The sequence below is a fragment of the Okeania sp. SIO2F4 genome (genome assembly GCF_010672385.1).
In the GTDB taxonomy this organism is placed as follows: domain Bacteria; phylum Cyanobacteriota; class Cyanobacteriia; order Cyanobacteriales; family Microcoleaceae; genus Trichodesmium.
The window spans coordinates 1-16,108 of sequence record NZ_JAAHGT010000115.1 but is presented as its reverse complement, the minus strand read 5'-3'; the positions used below and the strand labels follow the sequence as shown (position 1 = coordinate 16,108).

The 16,108-nt window shown below is 35.7% G+C and carries 13 protein-coding genes and 2 pseudogenes; 3 read left to right on the top strand and 12 right to left on the bottom strand.

Going from position 1 to position 16,108, the window contains the following annotated elements; genetic code table 11:
* Window positions 1-502 precede the first annotated feature (502 nt).
* Both F6K22_RS10040 and mnmH read right to left on the bottom strand, forming a co-directional pair.
* Window positions 503-1,432: pseudogene (locus tag F6K22_RS10040) on the bottom strand (Rpn family recombination-promoting nuclease/putative transposase).
* A gap of 144 nt (window positions 1,433-1,576) precedes the next feature.
* The gene (gene mnmH, locus F6K22_RS10035) at window positions 1,577-2,638 is read right to left on the bottom strand and encodes a tRNA 2-selenouridine(34) synthase MnmH (protein WP_293096593.1); all 1,062 of its coding nucleotides are present in this window, start codon (window positions 2,636-2,638) and stop codon (window positions 1,577-1,579) included.
* 748 nt (window positions 2,639-3,386) lie between these two features.
* Between mnmH and F6K22_RS10030 the strand changes: the two genes are divergently transcribed.
* Window positions 3,387-4,253 carry an isocitrate lyase/PEP mutase family protein gene (locus F6K22_RS10030; protein ID WP_293096590.1) on the top strand — a complete coding sequence of 289 codons (867 nt, stop codon included), beginning with the start codon at window positions 3,387-3,389 and terminating at the stop codon, window positions 4,251-4,253.
* A 277-nt stretch (window positions 4,254-4,530) separates the two neighbouring features.
* On the opposite strand, the gene F6K22_RS10025 is transcribed toward F6K22_RS10030, so the two are convergent.
* The gene (locus F6K22_RS10025) at window positions 4,531-4,737 is read right to left on the bottom strand and encodes a Uma2 family endonuclease (RefSeq protein ID WP_293096588.1); all 207 of its coding nucleotides are present in this window, start codon (window positions 4,735-4,737) and stop codon (window positions 4,531-4,533) included.
* 623 nt (window positions 4,738-5,360) lie between these two features.
* Here F6K22_RS10025 and F6K22_RS10020 point away from each other — a divergent pair.
* Window positions 5,361-5,870, top strand: coding sequence for a hypothetical protein (locus tag F6K22_RS10020; RefSeq protein ID WP_293096585.1), 510 nt, complete (start codon window positions 5,361-5,363; stop codon window positions 5,868-5,870).
* Window position 5,871: 1 nt separating this feature from the next.
* Window positions 5,872-9,552 (top strand): glycerol-3-phosphate acyltransferase, encoded by a 3,681-nt coding sequence (locus F6K22_RS10015; RefSeq protein ID WP_293096582.1) that lies wholly within the window; start codon window positions 5,872-5,874, stop codon window positions 9,550-9,552.
* A 66-nt stretch (window positions 9,553-9,618) separates the two neighbouring features.
* Here F6K22_RS10015 and F6K22_RS10010 read toward each other — a convergent pair whose 3' ends face one another.
* The 9 genes and pseudogenes from F6K22_RS10010 to F6K22_RS09970 all read right to left on the bottom strand — a co-directional run bounded on the left by F6K22_RS10010 (window position 9,619) and on the right by F6K22_RS09970 (window position 15,788).
* Complete coding sequence (locus F6K22_RS10010) at window positions 9,619-10,194, bottom strand: Uma2 family endonuclease (RefSeq protein ID WP_293096579.1); 576 nt, start codon at window positions 10,192-10,194, stop codon at window positions 9,619-9,621.
* 157 nt (window positions 10,195-10,351) lie between these two features.
* Window positions 10,352-10,951, bottom strand: coding sequence for a tetratricopeptide repeat protein (locus tag F6K22_RS10005; protein WP_293096576.1), 600 nt, complete (start codon window positions 10,949-10,951; stop codon window positions 10,352-10,354).
* A gap of 135 nt (window positions 10,952-11,086) precedes the next feature.
* On the bottom strand, window positions 11,087-11,848 hold the full coding sequence (locus F6K22_RS10000) for an NB-ARC domain-containing protein (protein ID WP_293096573.1): 762 nt from the start codon (window positions 11,846-11,848) through the stop codon (window positions 11,087-11,089).
* A gap of 21 nt (window positions 11,849-11,869) precedes the next feature.
* A complete protein-coding gene (locus tag F6K22_RS09995) occupies window positions 11,870-12,199 on the bottom strand; it encodes an ATP-binding protein (protein WP_293096570.1) in 330 nt (109 codons plus the stop codon).
* 42 nt (window positions 12,200-12,241) lie between these two features.
* Window positions 12,242-12,619, bottom strand: coding sequence for a hypothetical protein (locus tag F6K22_RS09990; RefSeq protein WP_293096567.1), 378 nt, complete (start codon window positions 12,617-12,619; stop codon window positions 12,242-12,244).
* Window positions 12,620-13,060: 441 nt separating this feature from the next.
* A pseudogene (locus F6K22_RS09985) lies at window positions 13,061-13,981 on the bottom strand (Rpn family recombination-promoting nuclease/putative transposase).
* The gene (locus tag F6K22_RS09980; RefSeq protein WP_293096564.1) at window positions 13,978-14,277 is read right to left on the bottom strand and encodes a hypothetical protein; all 300 of its coding nucleotides are present in this window, start codon (window positions 14,275-14,277) and stop codon (window positions 13,978-13,980) included. Before F6K22_RS09980 ends, F6K22_RS09985 begins: the two are co-directional and overlap by 4 nt.
* A gap of 63 nt (window positions 14,278-14,340) precedes the next feature.
* Window positions 14,341-14,475, bottom strand: a complete 135-nt coding sequence (locus F6K22_RS09975) for a hypothetical protein (RefSeq protein ID WP_293096561.1) — start codon at window positions 14,473-14,475, stop codon at window positions 14,341-14,343.
* Between the two features lie 131 nt (window positions 14,476-14,606).
* Window positions 14,607-15,788, bottom strand: a complete 1,182-nt coding sequence (locus F6K22_RS09970) for a tetratricopeptide repeat protein (RefSeq protein WP_293096558.1) — start codon at window positions 15,786-15,788, stop codon at window positions 14,607-14,609.
* Window positions 15,789-16,108 lie beyond the last annotated feature (320 nt).

Sequence of the window (16,108 nt, the reverse complement as noted above, 5' to 3'; positions counted from 1 at the left end):
CACCAAGATTCAGAATATGTCGGCAGTGGTATTGATACGCTGTGGTATTTAGTTGTAGGTGAGGAGAATTAAGACAATGAGGCAGTCTTTAATTAATTGATAATTGATAATTACCTCAAGGAAAACCGTGAGGGAATTGAATATAAGGAAATATCCTAGCACTTTTTTTCTCTTGAAATAGAAGGCTTTATACCTTTATTTTTCGGTAAAAATTCAATAGTTAGACAGTAGGAGTATTCTGCTCCCTTTATCAATCAAAAATTCATTAGTTGTTTTAAAAATCAACTATATCGCTATAGTTGCCCTAAAAATCAACTATCTCTTTTAGATATTTCTTTCAACTAATACCTAATACCAAGTAGATGTAGATATAGATATAGGTATTTTCCTAATGCTGCACAAACATTTTGCACAGCAAAAGACAGTCGCTATAATTCGCGCTATAGATCAATTTTTGTATTGCTCCACTAAATCAATCATCAATCTTCCAACTCCCGACTAGCTATTCCCCATCCAATTCTGCCAACCAATTAGACAAATCCTCCAAACTGTTAAAACTTAAAATTGCTCCTCCTAAATCTCCTAACTTTTCCATAGATAACTGTTGAATATTTTATCGAATTATTTGAGTTATTTCTCCTGAAAACCTTCTTTCAAGTTGACCTAATATTAATCTCTGCATTGACAACTTACCAATTTCTAATCCTTCTTGCCTTCCCTCCTGTCGAGCTAAGATAATTTCACCTGTACGGTCTTCCAAAAACATTTCTCGCTTATGTACTTCTTCTAATTCTTTTCTAGATAAATTTGCTGCACTTGCTCTATTAAAAGCTTTTTCTATCTCTTCAAATTCTGCCAAAGTATTAGGAATTACTTCTAAACTTGGAGCTTCCTTAATAAAATAAATCCATTTATCTGTGATGGTTTCTAACTCTTCTAATTTTTTGGGAAATTTTGGTAATTCCACAAATATCATTGCTACTTCTTCATCTACATAGTCAAATAATTGCTCTTTCTCCTTAAACACAAAATGACTAATATATTGTGGTTTTTCCTCAAACATTTCAAAATCTGTAATCGTCAAAGCAATTACTGGTTTTAATTTTCGGTATCCTTCTCCAGTTTTTAATTGATTTCCATAGGTTTTACAAAGATTATAAACTACTCGCTTTTCAAAAGCCGGAACATTTAACACCTGCATTTCAATAATCACATTCGAGCCGTCATTTAATACAGCTCTAACATCTAGATAACTATCTTTTAAATCTACTGTATCTCCAGGATTATAGGGGTCAATTATTTCCAAGTCTTGAATAATAGACTTACCATAATATATCAAGGCATTTAAGAAACTAATCAAAATATCTTTACCCTCAGTTGAATCAAAGATTTTTTTGAAAGCAAAATCAGTCTTAGGACTAATAAATCTCATTTTTTTACTATGTTTATTAACTCTATTTATTTGAATAACAGTTTATAAAATTAAATTATAATATAGCAATCCAAAATAGGTTTTGAAAACTTTTATGATAGTCAATTTGAACTGAAAGTCTCTGAAATTATGACTACTGAATTCTCAACTCCTTTCTTTCTCCTGACTCCTGACTCCTGACTCCTGACTCCTCAAATCCTTACTTTTCTCTTGCACCAATATTGCAGCATCAACCGCCGACAACCCAGAAATATCAAGTTTATAAATAGTACCACTCCTTTTCTCCAAATCATAAATATAGGTTTTATCGTAATAGTGCAGAATTAAATCTGAAGCTGCTACTAAATTTCCTTCCTTGAGAAAATTAATCGTTTCTTTCGCTCGTACACCTCCCAACCTTTTGCGAATACGTTCGGTAGCAGCAATCAAATCATTAATATCCGCTTCTCCATATATTTCTACCAAAAAGGCAACTCTTTCCTGACGACTGCGACTTATTTCTATCACTGTCGCTTTTTCCATTTGTGCAAAAATCTCTTGGGGAATACGACACATACCAATGAGTTTACTCTCAGCCTCGATCCATAGAGGTTTACTCCGGTCAAACTTTGCCCATTCCATCGCTACAAGATTCCAAAATTGTTCATTAGTAGGTTGAGGTGACAAACCCAAAGCACCAAAACTACTACCTCTATGGTTAGCAATACCTTCCAAATCTAACACTTGTTCCCCCATATTTCTCAAAGCACACAATATCTCTGTTTTGCCACTACCAGTCATTCCACCGAGAACAATAATTTTCTGGGGAACTGAAAATAGAGAAAGCGCCCAACGCCGAAACCCCTTATAACCGCCGATGAGTAGAGCAACATTAAATCCAGCAGTTTCCAATAACCAACCAACAGAAGCACTACGCATTCCACCCCGCCAACAGTGAATTCTAACTTGACGGTCTGGAGCTAAAATTTTCGCATGGGCAACAAAATTACCTAATTTCGGACCAGCGATCGCTAAACCTAGCTCTACAGCTTCATCTTTGCCTTTTTGTTTATAACAAGTTCCGACTAGGGCACGTTCTTCATTATTAAATAGAGGGAAACTAACAGCTCCAGGAATATGACCTTGAGCATATTCGGCAGGACTACGAACATCCAGAATAATTCCCGGTGCTTGGAAAAATGGGTCAGGTTTGAGAGATTTTGGCATATTAGCAAGAAAGAAGGAAAAAGAAGTTCAATAATTAATAATTACCTCTTCTGTAATAAAAGGATTGCTTAAAAGGAATTTTTAAACCTTGATTTTCCCCTAAAATTAGAGGGTTTGGTGACCAAAACCCTGCAGAAGACTAGCTATATTTTAGTCAATATTTGAGGATAATTTTTTAGCAGGCGATAGTTATTTCAGGGCTGACGCAGAGACGCTATATATAGTGTTAAAAAACTATAGCGCTATATATATGTAGCCTTTAGTACAGAAAAATGCGTAAGTCCTGTATTTATAGCAATCCGCATTTATGTTGTAATATTTTATTGTAGTAGCGCGTCCAGACTAAAGTTGTAGGTAAAACCTCCCCCCTCTCCTTGCAGGAGAGGTCTTCATTGACTCCCTCTTTACCGAAAAATAAAGGTATAAAGCCTCTCACTCGCTGTGGAGAAAAAAGTGCTCTTGAATTTCCTTATATTCAATTGGTGTAACGGTTAAAACCTTCTTGTAATTATCAAGTTCGCCATTATCAATTATCAATTAATGAACCACATTTTCAAGCTAGACGAGGTAGTAGGGGTTTGGTCTCCAAACCAACGTGAAAATGGGATTTAGGAATTAGGATTTATTAACTTCCATATTTCTTGGATAGAAGCATTTCAGTGCAATACTCCTAGGCAAAAATTATGGATCTTATTTAATTCTCATTCCTGAGTATAAAATTATATCATGTTTATTCTGGGAGAGTATTATGACTGCAGGCCAACAATTACGTCAAATATTGGAACAACCAGGAACTTTGGTACTGCCTGGGGTTTATGATTGTATTGGAGCAAAAATTGTGGAACAGATAGGATTTTCTGCTGTCTTTACCAGTGGGTTTGGCATTTCTGGTTCCACTCTTGGTCGCCCTGATTATGGTTTTGTGACTGCTACAGAAATGCTCTATTCTGTGAGGCGTATTACTGAGTCGGTGAATATTCCTTTGGTAGCTGATATTGATACTGGATATGGCAACCCGTTAAATGTGATTAGAACTGTGAGTGATATTGTGAATATGGGGGTTGCCGGAATTATTTTGGAAGACCAAGAATGGCCGAAAAAGTGCGGTCATTTTGAGGGTAAGCGGGTTATTCCAATGGCGGAACATGTGGAGAAAATTAAAGCAGCGGTTCATGCTAGGGGTAATAGTGGTTTAGTGATTATTGCTCGGACTGATGCTCGTGCGCCATTGGGTTTGAATGAAGCTATTAAAAGAAGTCGTGCTTGTGCTGAAGCTGGTGCAGATATAGTTTTTATTGAAGCACCTCAGTCAGTGCAAGATTTGCAGGCGATCGCTAATGCTTTTGAGGATGTATATTTATTTGCAAATATGATTGAGGGTGGAAAAACTCCTGTTTTGTCTGGTCAGGAGTTAGCAGAAATGGGTTTTAAAATAGTAGTTTATCCTTTATCTGGATTGTTTTCTGCAACTAAAGCAATGATAAATTGTTATCGTCAATTATTTGAAAATGGAACTACAGCAGGGTTAACAGATCTTGTTTCTTTCCCAGATTTTGAAGAGATTATTGAAGTACCTAAATATCGAGAGTTGGAACAAAAGTTTTCAGTTGATTAGATTAGATTTATTGCCGAAGGAAATCAAAAATTAAAGAAGCACTCAGCGATCAGCAAAATTAATTATTTTTTTAAACCCTAGTTCTAAAAGCTGATAGCTAGTTAATCAATACCAGGAACTTTTTGATAGATTAATTAAATCTGGCAATTAAAATTTATACTAGTAAAATTTACTTCTTCTCCCCTGCTATAAGTTTGAGAAATCCAAATTTATTGTTCGTTTTTCCGAAAACATTCTATACTCATCTGAGACTGACTAACTAATACATATTCAGGGCTTACGCAAAGACACTAAAGACACTATATATAGTGTCTTTGCCTAAGTCCTGATATTCTTGTAAACTTGTAGCAGTTTGATAATTAGCAAATTTGCCTCCTCTATCAAAGCTAGCTGTGCTTGGAGACAAAATTTCTATGATTAAACAGGGATAAAGAATAAAGTCTTCATTTGAACTTAAATCCCCTTCATCACAAGTTACTGCCACATCAGGATAATAATAAAAGTTAGCAACTTCAAGTCAAACTTTAATAAGTGTCTTTATCTTTAATAGAATAGTTTTTACCATCTAGATGTATGTAGAAAATCTTTTTCCAATAATCTAAAAAGAATAAGTTGGTTCGACTATGACTATTTTTCCCAAGAAAGAAATCTGAGCCAACGGTATTTGTAGGAAGTGCTACAGCAAATAAAATGGCATTTAATGGGGACAATAAATATACAGAAATTGCATTGCCAGCAACGACAATGGAAATGCTTGGGGAGTACAGTCTATATTATTTGATTAAGTCAATGGTCTTAGCTTGAGAAATTTTACTACGTTATTATCTAGGATAACTATCTTAATTATAGCGCTTTATTACTTAAATTGTCAACTTAAAAGAATTGCAGATGATTATCAGATTGAAATTAATTCTAGAGTATAAAATTACATATAATATTCTAGGTTTACTTATGAGTAAAAATATTTGTATGAATTATACATGAACATCATTAGCTGACTATTTTTTAATTAATGTAGCTAATGTTACGAAAAATACTTTTCTGATAAGTACAATTGATTTACATATAATTAATTATATACCCCAAAACTATAGCGCTATAGTAATAATGACTTATATTGGAACCAAAGAAGCTGCTTTTTTATTAGGTATTTGTTGTCAGCGAGTCAGATATTTACTTCATCAAGGTAGAATCAAAGGTGCTTACAAGGATAAGAAAAGAGGATTTTGGCAAATCCCTCTTTATGGAAAAAGACAAATGCCTATTGTTAAACCAGGTAAAAGAGGTCCTAAAGGTGTCTGGTGTCATCACAGGCGCGAGAATCCGACCAAGATTCATGTCAATCAACATTTCATTAAAGCAAATGGCAAGAGGATTAAAGAAGATCCTCTTATGACTCCCGATCAATTGATACCAGTAGTTACCTTGAAGCAGACAAATCGTAATGATATGGGTTATCAGATGATTCTTGATGGTCCGTGTCGTATAGTTTATAAGCCTTATGAACCCTTGCCTTGTGGCGCACATTTGTGGATTGAGACTCACAAGCCAGTGCAGTTTGTGGATACTCAGTTTAATCCTTGTACCGCAAGGCGACCGTACAAAGATATATGTTGATATGCAAATATTAATTCCAGCATTATTTCTAACTGTCTGCTTTTGTCTCGGCGCTCTTCCTCTAACTAATCTAATAGTTAAAAATCTGGCAAATATCGACCTAACAAAAGTTGGTACAGGTAATATTAGTGTGGCAGCCGCATTTGTTCACGCACCGAAACCTGTGGCAATAGTCGCGGTATTGGCAGAAATTAGTAGAGGTATTGCTCCAATTTTAGCAGCAAAATTATTATTTCCAGAAATTCCTACTTGGCAATTATTAGGATTAATATTTTTAGTGGCAGGTAGATATTTCATTGCTCAAGGTGGTGGTGTTACTAATGCTAGTTGGGCAATTTTAGTTTATTCTCCTGTTGTTGCATTGGCTTCGGGAATAACTGGTTTTTTAATATTAGTAATAGGTAAACAAATCTTTCTTCGAAAAAATAAAAATATTCGCCAGTGGTCTGCTCGTTTGGGATGTCTCAGTAGTTTTTTCTGGGTTTTATTATTTCGCCAGGAACCATCTTTCTCAGAATTGTTGGCTATGGCGGGATTAGTCATTTTCTTAGTAGTAATAAATTTTCGCCAAAGTGATGATATGGCTTTACACAAACAACCTATATTTTCTCTCGATGGTCAACTTGACCCGAAAATTTGTGGAGAAAAAGCAGCCAGATTAGCTCTACTCAAAAAAGCTGGTTTTAATGTTCCTGATGGTTTTGTTTTACCTGCAATTGAAAATGGAAATAGGGAATTGGTTATCGGGAGTGAGGTGAAAAAATCGATTTCTGATTCTCGACTCTCGGCTGCCTTTTTCTCAGTAGATAAAATTTTGGATAAATTAAATGAAATGTCTTGGAGTTTTCCCCTAATTGTTCGTTCTTCAGCAGTAGGGGAAGATAGCGATAATAGTTCGGCTGCCGGACAATATGAAACTATTTTTCCTGTGAGAAATGAAACGGAATTATTAGAGGCAATTAATATCTGTCGTCAATCTTATTGGTTGCCAGATGCTGTTGCTTATCGGCGACAAAGAGAAATTCCTGATGCAGAAATGGCGGTATTGATTCAGCCTTATATTATGAGTCAATTTGCCGGAGTAATGTTTACCCGTAATCCTTTGGATGGTGGTGGGAAAATAATTATTGAAGCTCTGCGTGGAGGTGCAGAAAAAGTTGTGGGTGGGCAGTTTACTCCTGTACATTTAGAAGTTGATAAAAATAGATTTCAGGAAGGTAAAAATTCCACGGGAAAAGGTAAAGGTGATGATTCTGTTGATGAATCTTTTGGTTTAGAAAGTCAGAATATTTTGCCTCCAGAAATTACTCAAGAATTGGTAAATGAAGGAGAGGCAAAAGTAAAAGGTAAAAGTGATGATTCTGTTGAGAAATCTTTTGGTTTAGAAAGTCAGGAGATTTTGCCTCCAGAAATTATTCAAGAATATTTTGGTTTAGAAAATCAGGAGATTTTACCTCCAGAAATTATTCAAGAGGGGGAGGCAAAAGTTAAAGGTAAAGGTGATGGTTCTGTTGAGAAATCTTTTGGTTTAGAAAGTCAGAATATTTTGCCTCCAGAAATTACTCAAGAATTGGTAAATGAAGGAGAGGCAAAAGTAAAAGGTAAAAGTGATGATTCCGTTGAGAAATCTTTTGGTTTAGAAAGTCAGGAAATTTTACCTCCAGAAATTACTCAAGAATCGGTAAATGAAGGGGAAGCAAAAGTAAAAGGTAAAAGTGATGAATCTTTTGGTTTAGAAAGTCAGGAGATTTTGCCTCCAGAAATTACTCAAGAATTGGTAAATCAAGCAGAGGCAATAGAAGGATTTTTTCATGGTTTACCTCAAGATATTGAATGGTGTTGGGATGGGGAAAAAATTTGGATTTTGCAAAGTCGCCCGATTACTAATTTGAGACCTATCTGGACACGAACTATTGCAGCAGAAGTAATTCCAGGGGCAATTCATCCTTTAACTTGGTCGATAAATCGTCCTCTGACTTGTGGAGTTTGGGGAGAAATTTTTACTATTGTTTTGAGGGAAAAGGTAGCAAAGTTAGATTTTACAAAAACGGCAACTTTACTCGGTTCCCATGCTTATTTTAATGCTACTCTGTTAGGGGAAATTTTTAGAATGATGGGATTGCCGGAGCAGGGTTTAGAGTTTTTATTACGAGGGCAAAAAATGGGAAAACCGCCTTTGGGAAAAGTCTGGTCTGCTTTGCCTGGTTTATGGCGTTTGATTCAAAAAGAAATGGCAGTCGATAGGGAATTTGAGCGTGATTATCATCAGATTTTTGTTCCGGCACTAGAAAGTTTAGAGAATAATTTTAAACAAAATTCCTCTCAGTCTTTATCAGAATTATTGGTACAAGTGGAAAGAATTCAGGAATGGTTAAAACCGATTACTTATTATAATATTTTGGGTCCTATAGGTTTAGCGATTAGGCGATCGCTATTCCGCGTTTCTGAGGAATGGTTGCCTACTGATACTGCTCCAGAAATTGTTTCGATTCGAGAATTACAAAAGTTGGCAGTTAAGTTAAAAATGGCAACTAAATCTGATGTGAAAATAGAGGCAGAGTTTCAGCAAAATCAGGAATTACAAAGAGAGTTTCAGCAATGGTTAGAAAGTTATGGTTATTTGAGTGAGGTTGGTACGGATATTGCTGTGGCAACTTGGGGAGAAAAGCCGGATAATTTCCGTGAGTTGTTATTGGCAATGGCTCGGAAAGGTGAGATTAGTAAGTTATCAGTCAATACAGTAAAGTATTTAAATTTGTGGCAGAGGTGGCGACTAGGGCAATGTGCAAAGCGTGCGAGAACTAAGGGGAAAATTGCTGAGGTTTATGGGAAGCTTTTGGCTTATTTACGACTGACGTTTTTGGCAATGGAAATAAAAATTAAAAGTCAAAAGCCAAAAGTTAAAAGTGATGAGCGACAAGAAAATTTAGAAGTTTTTCAAGAAAAGGGTGATATTTTTTATTTGGAATTTGACGAAATTCGGCAATGGATTTTATCTATAGTGGGTAAGGTTGAGGAAGGAAACCTAACAAAAGAGTTCCCCCTAATCCCCCTTGGTAAGGGGGAGATGTTTAGTGATCGCCTCCTTGCTCAGGAAGGAACGACAGAACCTCCTGTAGGTTGGGTTGAGGAACGAAACCCAACAGATAGTGTAGGAGTTGAAGAACAAAACAGAAGAAAATTTAATGCAGTTTCTCCCCACACTTCCCCCTCCTCCCCTCCCTCTCCCCACACTCTCAGACAACTTATCCGTCAAAGACAGGAACAGTTGGAAAAAGATGGCGATCGCCAAGTTCCCCAGGTAGTTTATGGGAATGTATTACCGCAAGAAAGTCAGGAAATTATCTCTACTGAGGAAAATGTTTCTATTTTACAAGGGATACCGGGAAGTGTTGGTTGTGTGGAAGGTTATGTCAAGGTTTGTGGGAATTTAGAGGTAAATCTTCCTATGGAGGAAAATCTAATTATAGTTGTGCCTTATACCGATGCAGGTTGGGCACCTTTGTTGTTGAAGGCAAAAGGTATTATTGCGGAGGTGGGGGGGCAGTTATCCCACGGAGCTATTATTGCGCGGGAGTATGGCATTCCGGCAGTAATGAATGTTTCTGGAGCGATGACTCGTTTACAGGATGGGCAAAAAGTCAGGGTAGATGGGTATCGGGGAACTGTGGAATTTATTTAATCAGGAGTCGTAGGGGCGATTCGCATAGATGCCCCTACAGGAGGGAAGAGAATTTAGGAAGAGATTTCAATCCTTGGCGAGCTTGGCTTTTTGATAGATTAATTCCATCTGGCAATTAAAATCTAGACTAGCAAAATTGACTTTTTCTCCACTGCTATAAGTTTGAGAAATCCAAATTCCTTGTTCATTTTTCCGAAAACATTCTATGCTCATCTGAGACTGACTAACTAATACATATTCTTGTAGACTTGTAGCAGTTTGATAATCGGCAAATTTGCCTCCTCTATCAAATTTAGCCGTGCTTGGAGACAAAATTTCTATAATTAAAGAGGGATAAAGAATAAAGTCTTCATTTGAACTTAAATCCCATTCATCACAAGTTACTACCAAATCAGGATAATAATAACAATTAGCTTCTTCAAGTCGAATTTTAATATCAGAATTGAGTACAATAGAGTCATTATCCAGAAGATGATTGCCCAATAATGCGCCTAAATTACTAGCAATAATAACGTGGGGTTTATTTACCCCTGCCCTTGCATAAATTTTGCCCCGTCTATACTCATGTTTAATCGGACTTTCTCGCTCTCCTGCTAAATAGTCTTCTGGAGAAACATAGAGTTGATTTTGGTTAACTACCATTGAGTTTGACTCTGCTATTTTTACTGTTATATTATATCAATAACTTATAGTTGGAAAGAGCGATCGCCTCTGAATCAGGAATCAGGAGGGAAGAGTTGGCATCGCCTATTTCCCTCAGAGAAAATTGATTTTTTATTACCTAATTTCAATAATCTTCTCAAGATGATTTCTCCTGCTTTCTCATCTCCAATGCTTCTTTAAACAAGGCTTCTGCTTCTGTGTATCGCCCTTGGGATTTATAGAGTCCTGCGAGATTGTTGAGACTGGTGGCAACATCAGGATGTTCAACTCCCAAACGACTACGAGTAATATCTAAGCATTCCTTATACCAAGGTTCTCCTAGTTCATATAATCCCTGACCTGCATAAAATCTGCCCAGGCTGACGAACAGCCAGATCACATCTTCATCCTCAAGCCACTGTTGCATCTCAATTGCTATCTCAGCCAAGTGAGGAATAGATAAGGCTAGTTCTTCTATCTCTTTTTTGACTGGAGTCTCAGGAACTTTTTTTGCTTCCACTACCGTAACCCGACAAAACTGAGACCTCAACTCCTCAACTTCTTCGATCTTCTCCAATTTAACTCGGAAATATCGACGTACCAATTGATGTAACTGATAAGTTTCCTCCGCCGTCTGTTGAATCAAGTTTAAGTCTAACAAACTATCCTCCCTAACATCCTCCCAAATCTTTGACTCTACTACCTTTTCTTTTCTGTGATCAACCAATGATGACCACAAGCGTGAGAGGCGTTGCATATTTGCGCATGGGAATTAGTGTGGTCCGTGTGGTCCGTGTGGTCCGTGTGGTCGGTGTTGCGTCTTTTGCCTCCTGGAATTATAGCCTTAGAGAAAGAGGAAGTAAAAGATGGAATTTACCTTTTGTGCAAAGATTCATCCCAAGGTTTCAGCAACGCCGCGTGAGAAAGTAGCAAACCATTTCTGGATAATTCCTTCTTCCTGACCTTCACCTCCAGACAAACACTGTTCTACCAAACTCCAAGGAATAGGATCTAAGGCAAACATACTCAAGAAACAACCCAAATACCTAGCTCTCTCATCCAACTCCCGCCAACTTAATTCCAAAGCAGCTTCCACTCCTCTTTTAGCCGTCATTTCTCCCGATGGTTTCTGTAGCGCAGGCAAATCTAAAGCTTGTTTATCCAACTCCTGTATCATTCTTTCCAACTTCCACCCAGACCGTCTCTTGAGAAAACGTCCTACCAATTCTAATCCCAAAGGTAAATATTCTAACCACTGACAGAGTAGTTTTGCCTCCTCTCTTTGCTCCGCCACGCGAGACTCACCAATCAACGCCACCAACAACTCCAAGGCAGCACCCTCATCCAATACTTCCAAACGCAAATTTTCAAAAGATTCTGATAGCCAATATCTGCGGGTAGTAATTAGCAACTTGAAACGCTTTTCCTGTGGAGGTAAATAACCTGCAATTTCCTCATACTTATCCACATCATCCAAAATAATTAGCACATCTCCGGCAGGTTGCCAGTTTGACCAACAGTAGTCAAGTCTCTGTTCCAAAGTCCAATCTTCAGCCGGAAATAGCCCTAGTTGAGTCTGGGCAAATTTTAATAACTGTTCTACTACACTCCTTTCGCGAACTCCGATCCAGCAAATGCTACCAGGATAAGTCAACTCCCTTTTAGATAAGAGAGCCTACTGGATAGCCAATTCTGTCTTGCCTACTCCTGCCATCCCCGTAACTACTGCGGTTATCGAGACTCGCTCCTTTTCCTGAAGTTGGTCATGTAATGTTTTTAGGTCTCCATCTCTACCGACAAATTTAACTGCAGCAGTGCGTAGTTTATTCAGGTTATTAGGAAATTCTGCTGGCTCCCCCTTCCTTGGGAGTCCTTTTGTTCCTGCGTCTAAATAATTTATTGTATTAGCAAACGTTGAGTTAATAATATTTCTCTCGTTGACACCTATACCAGTACCTACATAATTTTTATTGACGTCAACTTTATCTCCAGTATTTTCTGACATATTAGTATCTCTTTGAATTTAGAATTTGACATTTTATTTAATTTATTTATTCTTTTGCCAGTCTACTAACGCTCCAATAACAAAACTACTAGCAGGGTGATTAAGTAATTGTTCAACAGCAGCAACTCCACCAGCTCTTATAGCACTTAATATTCTTTTTGTCTTAGTTGAGTTATTATCAATTTGTGTAATTACTTCCGTAGCAATTTTCATTCTACCCGCCGTTGTATCCGATGAGTAAGTTTTATCTAGTTGCTCTAGTAATTCTTGAATATCTTTTGCTGCTTCTGCTAAATTTTGCTCCTGGGATTCATTAATTTGAGTAAACTTTGACTTTTCAATTTTTCCTATGTTAATACCTACACCAACATCCACATAATTTTTATCTATATCAACTTTATTTTCAGGATTTTCTGGCATATCTGTATCTCCTTAATTACTATTTATTTTTTTTATTCAGGAGATATCTATATAATCCGGAATTATCTTTATAGAAACCATTTGAGACCTATATTTATTATTTTTAGGGTTTAGCGATCGCGATCGCCATTTTTTTAAAGATTAGGAGATGGGAAGGTTGGGTGTAGGAACTGGGGAAAGTTAACAGTCAAAAATCAAAAGTAAGATTTTAGAGGTTTTAAACCTCAACTTTAACGTTTCAAAGGTCAAATGAAACGTTTCAAACCTCAATCTAACTGATATAGCGCTACGGATCAAGGTGAGGAGATTTCTAAATCCTGAAATCCTTTGAAATTCTACTATTCCCTATTCCCTAGCGCTATAACTGAATTTACCGAAAAATTAAGGTATAAAGCCTCTCCATTTATTATCAAGAAGAGGTAATTATTAATTATTAATTATTTATAGATTATCCAACCAATTCAATAAATCTGCCAGACTATTAAAATCAAAAAGTGCCTTAACTAAATTTTCTAAATTTTCACTAGACAAATTAGAAAGGCGATCGCTAATATCTTTGTCAACCTCTCCAAAACGTTGATTAATTAAAGACATTACTATTTTTAATTCCCCTATATTTATTCCTTCAGCACGACCTTCTTCGCGACCTTCTTCTTTCGCATAATTTATTTTTCCTCTCTCATCTTGCAACATTATTGCTCGCCTATCAAATTCCTCTAATTCTTCCGTACTGAAGTTAGCTTGATTTGCAATATTTAGAGCGCGTTCAATTTCTGGCACTTCCCCTAAAGGTTCTGGAATTATATCCAAACTAGCAGTTTCTTTTAAAAAGAAAATCCACTTATCAATTAAACTCTCTAATTCCTCTAATTTTTTCTGAAATTTTGGCAATTCCACAAATATTAATTTTAAATTATCCCCTATATAAGCAACATTTTCTCTCTCCTCTTTAAACACAAATCTATTGATCGGTTTCGGAAGTTCATCAAACATATTAAAATCAGTAATTGTCACAGCTATTACTGGATTTAGAAGAAAATAAAGCTCACCTTTTTCTAATTGATTAGCATAAGTATTACATAAATTATAAGCTACCCGTTTCTCAAAGGCTTGCATCCGAGAAACTTGGATTTCAATAATGACTATTGATTGGTCAGATAATGTAGCTCGAATATATAAATAAGTATCTTTTAAAGATTATACTTGACCAGGATTATAAGGATTTTGAATTGTTAAGGATTGGATTATATTTTCACCATCATAAATAATGGCATTCAGAAAACTGATAAGTATTTGTTGAGATTGACTAGAGGCGAATATTTTTTTAAAGGCATAATCAATTTTAGGGCTGATAAATCTCATAATAGTTTAGTAATAAGTTGAGTTTTCAAGAGGTAATTTTTTTTGACTTGTGATTTTGAAAGTCTAGGGTCTTTAAGCATTAACTGAATAAGCTGTTGTTTTAGAGAATTTAAAAATTCCCTATTATCAAATTGATCTTCTCCAACTTTTTCTTTAAATTCTTTTATTTCTTCTAATTTTGGATCTGGATAATTATATATTATCCAATATACATAAGGATATATTTCTGAATATAAAGTAGAAAGTTTTTCTGAGTATTCTAAATATATTTTTTCATTGTATTCTACTACACTCATTCTCTCGATCCCAAGAATTAAGTTTAAATTATAAATACACTTTTTATAACCCTCCCATAATTTTTATTTTTCCCAAGTATTGGTATCTTTACTTAGTTGATGGCGATTATTCAAGAAAGTGGAAAACATCACCATGCCTCCACCAATTAAAGAGCTAATAACATATTTCCAACCATCACGAATATCTGGAATAACCATTGGTTTGATTTTTTTCTATTCATATCTACAGCAATTGAATTATCAAAAATATATTTGTTTATAGTTGCGCTATATTTCGCCTAAATATATCTGCAAGCAAGCGCAACAATGACCTAATAAATAATGTCTAATTAACCCACCTTTCTCAAACTCTGTTCATCGTAGACAATACCCAAATTATGAGCAATTATTTCCCAATAGACAGGATAACTTTCCTGAGTATAAACCTCTTGCGCTCTAACAAAACAAGCGATCGCCTCTTCCAAATTATCTTTTCTATCTCCCACCATCCTATCTAAATAAGCATTTCCCAAATTATTTTGAGTAGTTGCCCAGTCTAAGGGAAACTTTTCTTGAGTCCGTACTTTGAGAGCCAAATTATAACAAGCGATCGCCTCTTCTATATTTTCCTTTTTTTCTCTAGCAATACGTTCATGGAAAGCACTACCCAGATTATTTTGGGTACTCGCCCACTCTTGAGGCAACTTTTCCAAACTTCTAACAGTTAAAGCTTTCTGATAACAACTAATAGCATTCTCCAAATTTTCTTTTCTATTTCCCGCAATACGTTGTTGATAAGCATTTCCCAAATTATTTTGAGTAGTTGCCCATGCTTCAGGCAATGCAGAATTAGTCCTAACTTCAAGAGCTGCATAATAAGAAGCGATCGCCACTTCTATATTTTCTTCTGGGTTTCCAACAGTACGTTTTTGGTAGCTACTGCCCAAATTATTTTGAATAGTTGCCCAAATTTTCGGAAACTGTTGACGGGGTAAAACTTTTAAACCAATTTCATAACCTACTATTGCTATTTCCACATTATTAGTTTGATTACCCAGAGGAAATTGTAGAATTAGGTTACTGAAATTAAGAATATCTAGAGCAAGATTTTGTGCTAATTTTGGTTCCATTTTTGGCAGATTTTCTCCTGCCCAAGTTTTGAGAACTCTTAGTAAATTTTCATTGAGCCGATCCTGATTATATTCTAATAATGAATAGGCAGCTTCAGGTTTTCCCTCATTATCTGAAATTACTTGTAATATCTGCATCAGGAAAATTAGATATTTTTCCTCATCTACAGAAAGGGAAGCATCTTCTAAATTTATCTCTAACATTGTTGCCAAATTTTCCAACCATTGGGCGTTCAAATTACCGATTTTTTTCTTGATTTTCGCTATTTTTCTCATTACTTGAATTAATCCCCAATCGAGTAAATTTTGATTAGCTTGTAAAATTTTATTTTCATTACCAGCAGGGGAAACTAATAAGGATTGAATTAGACCGATATAACTAGGAATTTGTTGTTGATTCATGTTTTTTTCCTCAGAGTTTTTTTCTTAGACTCCATAACCTGTGTCTAAGATAGATATTTGTAATCTATTTGAAACTGATGCTTACCCTGATAAAAAACTTATAAATAAGAATTTGTAGTTGGTAGAAATATTAGATGGGAATTTTATATAATTCCAGAGCTAATTAATACAGTAAATAAATGAATTTCTGCTACCTGTTATTTTGATTACTGAAAAATTCAGGTATAAAGCCTCTCCATTCATGGATAAAAAAGAAAAAAATCTTTTTAGCCAATCCTCTTCTTTATAAGAAGAGGTAATTATTAATTGTTAATTATGAA

Bases quoted from the DNA above. Each gene is read 5' to 3' on its own strand.
- F6K22_RS09990 (WP_293096567.1), bottom strand. From the start codon at position 12,619: ATGCCAGAAAATCCTGAAAATAAAGTTGATATAGATAAAAATTATGTG.
- F6K22_RS09995 (WP_293096570.1), bottom strand. From the start codon at position 12,199: ATGTCAGAAAATACTGGAGATAAAGTTGACGTCAATAAAAATTATGTA.
- F6K22_RS10030 (WP_293096590.1), top strand. From the start codon at position 3,387: ATGACTGCAGGCCAACAATTACGTCAAATATTGGAACAACCAGGAACT.
- F6K22_RS10020 (WP_293096585.1), top strand. From the start codon at position 5,361: ATGACTTATATTGGAACCAAAGAAGCTGCTTTTTTATTAGGTATTTGT.
- F6K22_RS10015 (WP_293096582.1), top strand. From the start codon at position 5,872: ATGCAAATATTAATTCCAGCATTATTTCTAACTGTCTGCTTTTGTCTC.
- F6K22_RS09980 (WP_293096564.1), bottom strand. From the start codon at position 14,277: ATGAGTGTAGTAGAATACAATGAAAAAATATATTTAGAATACTCAGAA.
- F6K22_RS09975 (WP_293096561.1), bottom strand. From the start codon at position 14,475: ATGGTTATTCCAGATATTCGTGATGGTTGGAAATATGTTATTAGCTCT.
- F6K22_RS09970 (WP_293096558.1), bottom strand. From the start codon at position 15,788: ATGAATCAACAACAAATTCCTAGTTATATCGGTCTAATTCAATCCTTA.
- F6K22_RS10010 (WP_293096579.1), bottom strand. From the start codon at position 10,194: ATGGTAGTTAACCAAAATCAACTCTATGTTTCTCCAGAAGACTATTTA.
- mnmH (WP_293096593.1), bottom strand. From the start codon at position 2,638: ATGCCAAAATCTCTCAAACCTGACCCATTTTTCCAAGCACCGGGAATT.
- F6K22_RS10005 (WP_293096576.1), bottom strand. From the start codon at position 10,951: ATGCAACGCCTCTCACGCTTGTGGTCATCATTGGTTGATCACAGAAAA.